We start from the raw sequence: 4,420 nt of genomic DNA on the forward strand, positions 1-4,420 counted from the left end.
AAAATGGTGAGGCCGCATGTCGCCATCGTCACCATGATCGCGGCGGCGCATCTCGGCTTTTTCCGCAATCTCGACGAGATTGCCAAGGCCAAGGCCGAGATTTTCGAAGGGCTGGAGCCCGAGGGGGCCGCCATCCTCAACCGCGATGATGCGCGCTTCAAGCTGCTCGACAAGATGGCCCATGCCGCCGGTGTCGAGCACGTCTACGGCTTCGGCGAGAATGCGCGCTCTACCTTCAAGCTCACCAAATGCGAACTGCATGCGGATCATTCCGACATCATCGCCAGGATCGGCGGCCACGAAGTGGCGGCGCGGATCGGCGCGCCCGGCCGCCATATGGTGCAGAACGTGCTGGCGGTGCTGGGTGCGGCGCATCTGGTCGGCGCCGATCTCGACAAGGTGGCTTCAGCACTGGCCGATCTTTCGGCCGAACGCGGGCGCGGCAAGCGCCATGTGCTGCGCCATCCCGGCGGCTCGACTTCGAGCTACCCAGGTGGACTGATCACGCTGATCGACGAAAGCTACAACGCCAATCCGGCATCGATGGCTGCTGCCATGGCATTGCTCAACGCGACGCCTGTGACGGGCGAGGGCCGCCGCATCGCCGTGCTCGGCGACATGCTCGAACTTGGCGACCACTCGGCCAAGCTGCATGCAGCCCTTGCCGATCTCATCGTCAGCTCGGGCACGCAGACCGTCTTTCTCGGCGGCCCGGAAATGCGGGTGCTGGCAGAAGCGCTGCCGGCTGAGATCAAGACGGAATACCGCGCCGGTGTCGAGGAGTTGAAGCCGGTGCTGCTTGCCGCGCTCAAGCCGGGCGACGTGGTGATGATCAAATCGTCGAAGGGCATCGGCTTTGCAAAACTGGTCGATGCGCTGCTGGGCAAATTCCCGGCTGAATCGACAGCCAGAAAACAGACCTAGGTCGGGGGACGAAAAGCGCATGTTTACACTGCTCGTCGATTTTGCGGACAAGGTCTCGGTCTTCAATGTCTTCCGCTACATCACCTTCCGCACCGGCGGGGCGCTGATCACGTCGGCGCTGATCGTCTTCATCTTCGGGCCGACCATCATCAATTCGCTGCGGCTGCGGCAAGGCAAGGGCCAGCCGATCCGCGCCGACGGACCGCAGACGCATTTCAAGAAGGCCGGCACGCCGACCATGGGCGGACTGATGATCCTGTCGGGCATTATCGGCTCGTCGCTTTTGTGGGCCAACCTGTCGAGCATCTATGTCTGGGTGGTGCTGCTGGTGACGCTGGGCTTCGGCTCGATCGGCTTCTACGACGACTATCTGAAGGTGACCAAGCAGTCGCATCTCGGCTTTTCCGGCAAGGCAAGGCTGGCGCTTGAATTCGTCATCGCCGGCATCGCCGCCTGGGTGATCATGCACAATGGCCAGGCGCCGTTCTCTTCGTCGCTGACGTTTCCCTTCGCCAAGGAATTCATCGTCAATCTCGGCTGGTTCTTCATTCCGTTCTCCTGCTTCGTCATCGTCGGAGCAGGCAATGCTGTGAACCTCACCGACGGTCTGGACGGGCTGGCGATCGTGCCGATCATGATCGCGGCGGCCTCCTTCGGCGTCATCGCCTATCTCTCGGGCAATGCGGTATTCGCTGAATATCTACAGATCCATTTCGTGCCCGGCACCGGTGAACTGGCGGTCGTGCTCGGCGCTGTCATCGGCGCCGGCCTCGGCTTCCTCTGGTTCAACGCGCCGCCTGCGGCGATCTTCATGGGCGATACCGGCTCGCTGGCCATGGGTGGCCTGATCGGCACCGTCGCGGTCGCCACCAAGCACGAGATCGTGCTGGTCATCGTCGGCGGATTGTTCGTCGTGGAAATCCTGTCAGTCATCATCCAGGTCGGCTACTTCAAGATGACCGGCAAGCGGGTGTTCCTGATGGCGCCGATCCACCATCATTTCGAAAAGCTCGGCTGGACCGAAAGCCAGGTGGTGATCCGCTTCTGGATCATCGCCGTCATCCTGGCGCTGGTCGGCCTGTCGACCCTCAAGCTGAGATAGGAAGCCCTTTGATCCCCGCCGCATCCTTTTCAGGCAAGCGCGTTTCCCTCTTCGGGCTCGGTGGCTCGGGGATTGCGACGGCGCGCGCGCTGATCGAGGGCGGCGCGGACGTGCTGGCCTGGGACGACAATCCCGAAAGCGTTGCCAAGGCCGCTATTGCCGGTATTGCGACCGCTGATTTGCGCGGCGCCGACTGGGCGAAATTCTCGGCTTTCGTGCTGTCGCCGGGCGTCCCGCTGACGCATCCCAAGCCGCATTGGACGGTGGAGCTGGCGCGCGGTTCAGGCGTCGAGATCATCGGCGACATCGAGCTTTTCTGCCGCGAGCGGACGCTGAGCGCGCCAAATTCGCCTTTCATCGCCATCACCGGCACCAACGGCAAGTCGACGACCACCGCGCTGACCGCGCATATCCTGAAGGCCGCGGGACGCGATACCCAGATGGGCGGCAATATCGGCCGCGCGGTGATGACGCTCGATCCGCCCGAGCCCGATCGGCACTATGTGGTCGAATGCTCGTCTTACCAGATCGACCTCGCGCCCTCGATCAATCCGACGGCGGGCATCCTGCTTAACCTGACGCCCGATCATCTCGACCGCCACGGCACCATGCAGCACTACGCCGCGATCAAGGAGCGGCTGGTGGCCGGCAGCGAGACGGCGATCGTCGGCATCGACGATTCCTGGTGCGCGCAGATCGCCGAGCGGCTGGAGCGGGCGGGGCGGCATGTCACCCGCATTTCCAAGCGCCTGCCACTGACGGACGGCTATTTCGCCGATGGCACCAATCTGATGGAAGCGGTGCACGGCCGTTACAGCCGCGTCGCCTTCCTCGAAGGCATCGGCTCGCTGCGCGGCCAGCACAATGCCCAGAACGCGCTGGCGGCGGTCGCCGCTTGCCTCAAGGTCGGACTGGAGCTTGGCGAAATCCAGTCGGGGCTGGAAAGCTTTCCCGGCCTCGCTCACCGCATGGAGCAGGTCGGCCGCAAGGACCATGTGCTGTTCATCAACGATTCCAAGGCGACCAATGCCGATGCGGCAGCACCCGCGCTATCCAGCTTTACGCGCATCTACTGGATCGCCGGCGGCCTGCCCAAGGAAGGCGGCATCGAGCCGTTGCGCGGCTTCTTTCCGCGTATCGCCAAGGCCTATCTGATTGGCGAGGCGGCGCCGGCCTTTTCGGCGACGCTGGGCGAGGCAGTTCCCTACGAGATCTCAGGCACGCTGGCCGCCGCGGTCGAGCACGCCGCGCATGATGCCGCTAAGGACGACAGCGGCGAGGCGGTGGTGCTGCTGTCGCCGGCCTGCGCCAGTTTCGACCAGTTCAAGAATTTCGAAGTCCGCGGCGAAGCCTTCAGGCAAGCTGCGGATGCTATCGAGGGTGTGAAACCCATCGGAGGGGCACGATAATGCAAAGCCGTCTCGACAAAAGCCCGGTGGCAACCTGGTGGTGGACGATCGATCGCTGGTTCCTCGCGGCGTTCCTGTCGCTGATGGGGCTCGGCATCGTCTTGTCCTTCGCCGCCAGTCCGGCGGTGGCCGAACGCATCGGCCTCGACAGTTTCCACTTTGCCACCAGGCAGATCATCTTCACCGTGCCGGCGCTCGGTGTGATGCTGGCAGTTTCCTTCCTCGATTCCAGGCAGATCCGGCGCATGGCGCTGGCCATCCTGTGCCTGATGCTGGTGCTGATGGTGGCGGTGCTCTACATCGGCGTCGAGGTGAAGGGTGCGCGCCGCTGGGTGTCGCTTGCCGGCCTGTCGATCCAGCCGTCGGAATTCCTGAAGCCGGCCTTCGTCATCATGTGCGCGTGGCTTTTCGCCGAGCACAAGCGCCAGCCCGATATTCCGGGCAATCTGTTCGCCATGCTGCTGCTGGTGCTGGTCGTGTCGCTGCTGGTGGCACAACCGGACCTCGGCCAGACCATGCTGACGACCGGCACCTGGGGCATCATGTTCTTCATGGCCGGGCTGCCCTGGCTGTGGATCGTCGCGCTGGGTGCGGCCGGCGTCGGCGGCGTCTTTGCCGCCTATACGGTGTTCCCGCACGTTGCCCTGCGCATCGACAAGTTCCTCACCGGCGAGGGCGACACGTTCCAGGTCGACATGGGGCGCGAAGCGCTGATCAATGGCGGTTGGTTCGGAGTCGGACCGGGCGAGGGCACCGTCAAGCGCGTCATCCCCGACAGCCATGCCGACTTCGTCTTCTCGGTCGCGGGCGAAGAGTTCGGGCTGATCATGTGCTTCTTCATCATGTCGATCTTCGCCTTCATCGTGCTGCGCGGCCTCAACACGGCGCTGAAGGAGCATGACGATTTCACCCGCTATGCGGTCGGCGGCCTCGTCACCGTGTTCGGCCTGCAGGCTGTCATCAACATGTGCGTCAACCTCCAGCT

The 4,420-nt window shown here is 63.6% G+C and carries 4 protein-coding genes; all 4 read left to right on the forward strand.

The genetic code is table 11. The annotated features are described in order from the left end of the window. A partial coding sequence (locus tag EN750_RS20505) for a Mur ligase family protein (RefSeq protein WP_245482755.1) occupies positions 1 to 924 on the forward strand: 924 nt, incomplete at its 5' end. 19 nt (positions 925 to 943) lie between these two features. Further along, complete coding sequence (gene mraY / locus EN750_RS20510; RefSeq protein ID WP_013530954.1) at positions 944 to 2,026, forward strand: phospho-N-acetylmuramoyl-pentapeptide-transferase; 1,083 nt, start codon at positions 944 to 946, stop codon at positions 2,024 to 2,026. Between the two features lie 8 nt (positions 2,027 to 2,034). After that, positions 2,035 to 3,435: a UDP-N-acetylmuramoyl-L-alanine--D-glutamate ligase gene (gene murD / locus EN750_RS20515; protein ID WP_127397483.1), complete on the forward strand. Its 1,401-nt coding sequence runs from the start codon at positions 2,035 to 2,037 to the stop codon at positions 3,433 to 3,435. Then, positions 3,435 to 4,420, forward strand: a 986-nt coding sequence (locus EN750_RS20520) for a putative peptidoglycan glycosyltransferase FtsW (RefSeq protein WP_145967797.1), incomplete at its 3' end; no start/stop codon positions are given. The genes murD and EN750_RS20520, both read left to right, overlap by 1 nt.

The organism is Mesorhizobium sp. M7A.F.Ca.ET.027.03.2.1 (assembly GCF_003999175.1).
Classification (GTDB): Bacteria; Pseudomonadota; Alphaproteobacteria; order Rhizobiales; family Rhizobiaceae; genus Mesorhizobium.

Coding starts and splice junctions, on each gene's coding strand:
- mraY (WP_013530954.1), top strand. CDS start 944: ATGTTTACACTGCTCGTCGATTTTGCGGACAAGGTCTCGGTCTTCAAT.